Genomic DNA, 1,965 nt, shown 5'->3' with positions numbered 1-1,965 from the left:
AGATTTGTTCTGGATCTCGTGCAATGCCTTTCGGGCAAGAAGGTGTCGGCTGGCAATGCCGCTGTGTTGGCTGGGGACCTGGAACAGACGCTCAACCCTGGCCAGGGCAGCGTGCGCCAAACACAGGGAGCCGTGCGCAACTTTGCCCACACGCTGAAGCTCGCGGACGCGGACCACGCGCAAGCAGACAAGGTCGGCGCCGACCTGACTGTGCTTGCCAAAGTGCCGAAGGATCCGGGCCCATTCGACGGGCCCCGGCACCCGTTCCGTTTCGCATTGTCCGAGGCTCCCAAGTTCGACAAGGCCGTGCTGGTCGAGGATTTCGAGAGCGGCACGGACATCTTCAAGACGTGGTATCAACCCTATTGGAGCACCGGCATCGTCGCCACGTTCGACTCCCAGCACAAGAGCGGTGGGAATCGCGGCCTGACGATCGCCAACACTGGTCCCACGACCAAGCGGAGCAGCATGGCAAAGTTCCCGCGGCCGCATCAGGACCTCTCCGGCTGCAACGCCCTGCGCCTGTGGTTCAAGCCCTACGGATTGAAAGATTCCGAGGGAACGGTCTCCATGGGCTTCATTGATGGTTCAGAGGAAATCTGGCAGGTGGATTTGCCCGAGGTGCTTTCCGGCACCGAGCCGTGCGTCATTCAGGTTCGTCTGGCGGATTTTCGGAGGGTGCTGCGCAGGAACAACGGCAGGATCGATCTGGAGAACCGGGATTTCTGTTTCTGGATGACCGGCACATACAAGTTCACCGTGGATGACATCCTGTTCGTGCATGACCCGGCGATTCCGGACTTCGAATCCGCCTCTGCGTTTGCGGTTCCCACGAAGTAATCCGGAACTCCATCGTCACTCTTTTCGTCGCAAAAAAATTCTCCGACCGCTGGCGGGCAGGGGATTTAGCAGTCGCGTCATAGTCGCGAACCCGGTATGGGTTGAGCTGACTCATGAATCGCCAGACTTCGACCCTCGATCTCGCCCGGCGCCGTTTCCTTGGGCAGATGACCACCGGGATGACCGGCGTCGCGCTCGCGCACTTGTTGGGCGATGAGTTTCTTCCCACGCTGCTCGCGGCGGAAGCTCCCGGAGCGACGAGGCAGCCGCACTTCGCGCCGAAGGCGAAGCAGGTCCTCCAAATTTTCTGCCCCGGCGCGGCTTCGCACGTGGATCTGTGGGATTACAAGCCGATGCTCGAGAAGTACAACGGCACACCGTTGCCGGGCGGCGAGGCGGAGGTGAGTTTCCAGGGGAAGAACGGCAACCTGATGAAGTCGCCGTGGGCGTTTGCGGCGGCGGGGAAGAGCGGCAAAAGGATCTCCTCACTGCTCCCGCACATGGCGCGGCACGTGGACGACATCGCGTTCATCCACTCGATGACGTCGCGCACCAACACGCACGGGCCGGGTTGCATCTACATGAACTCGTGTTTCACGCGCGAAGGTTTCCCCAGCGCGGGCGCGTGGGTCAGCTACGCGCTCGGGAGCATGAACCAAAACCTGCCGACCTACGTTGCCGTGCAGGACATCCGCGGCGAGCCGCCCAACGGCAAGGCGAATTGGAGCAATGGTTTTCTTTCCGCGCAGCATCAGGCCGTTGCCATGGCCGCGCAGCAGCCGCTCCGCAACCTTGCGCGCCCGGCGACCCTCAAGCCGGACGAGGATCAGGCCACGCGCGATTATCTGAAGTTCATCAACGCCGAGCACGCCGCCGCGCATCCGGGCAACGAGGAACTCGGCGCGCGCATGGCCACCTACGAACTTGCCGCGAAGATGCAGCTCGCCGCGCCGGAGGTGAGCGACCTTTCGCGCGAACCGGAACACGTTCACAACCTTTACGGCACCAACGACCCGAACAAGCTCAAGGCTGCTTACGCGCGGAACTGCCTGCTCACCCGCCGCTATCTCGAACAGGGCATTCGTTACGTGAGCCTCTACTGCGCCTCACGCGCGAGCGCCGTCG

2 protein-coding genes are annotated in these 1,965 nt (G+C 62.3%); both read left to right on the top strand.

Going from position 1 to position 1,965, the window contains the following annotated elements; genetic code table 11:
• Positions 1 to 132 precede the first annotated feature (132 nt).
• Positions 133 to 840, top strand: coding sequence for a hypothetical protein (locus FJ386_15500; GenBank protein ID MBM3878092.1), 708 nt, complete (start codon positions 133 to 135; stop codon positions 838 to 840).
• Positions 841 to 953: 113 nt separating this feature from the next.
• Positions 954 to 1,965 (top strand): DUF1501 domain-containing protein (locus tag FJ386_15495; protein MBM3878091.1); only part of this gene is annotated, 1,012 nt, incomplete at its 3' end.

The organism is Verrucomicrobiota bacterium, from assembly GCA_016871675.1.
Classification (GTDB): Bacteria; Verrucomicrobiota; Verrucomicrobiia; order Limisphaerales; family VHCN01; genus VHCN01.
The sequence above is the reverse complement of the archived record's forward strand: the minus strand, read 5'-3'. Positions and strand labels throughout refer to the sequence as shown.